This is a genomic window from Streptomyces hilarionis (assembly GCF_024539675.1).
GTDB lineage: Bacteria > Actinomycetota > Actinomycetes > Streptomycetales > Streptomycetaceae > Streptomyces > Streptomyces hilarionis.
Genome location: NZ_JAHHIT010000747.1, coordinates 1 through 266 on the forward strand (window position 1 = coordinate 1; position 266 = coordinate 266).

Consider the following 266-nt stretch of genomic DNA (forward strand, 5'->3'; position numbering starts at 1 on the left):
CTTATATCGACTTGCACAGCATCCTGCTCATGACATCGCCGTGTTCTCACATGGGCAATTTATCAATGCCGTGGCTTGGCTGATCGAGCGCAACCCGAAGACAATCGATGGCCAGGCAATGGCCGAGTGGCGCGAGTATGAGATCACCAACCAAGTGCCTAACTGCTCTGGCTACAAGCTGACCAAGCACCCGGACGGCGCTGGCTGGAAAGTAAGTGCAGATAACTCTGAGCTCTCAGCAAGAGAGGTATGCCAAGTATTGCGAG

General features: G+C 53.8%; 1 protein-coding gene. It reads left to right on the top strand.

Features of this window, described 5'->3' with window-relative positions:
• On the top strand, positions 1-266 hold a 266-nt coding region (locus KMS84_RS44630; RefSeq protein ID WP_256921605.1), incomplete at both ends, for a histidine phosphatase family protein.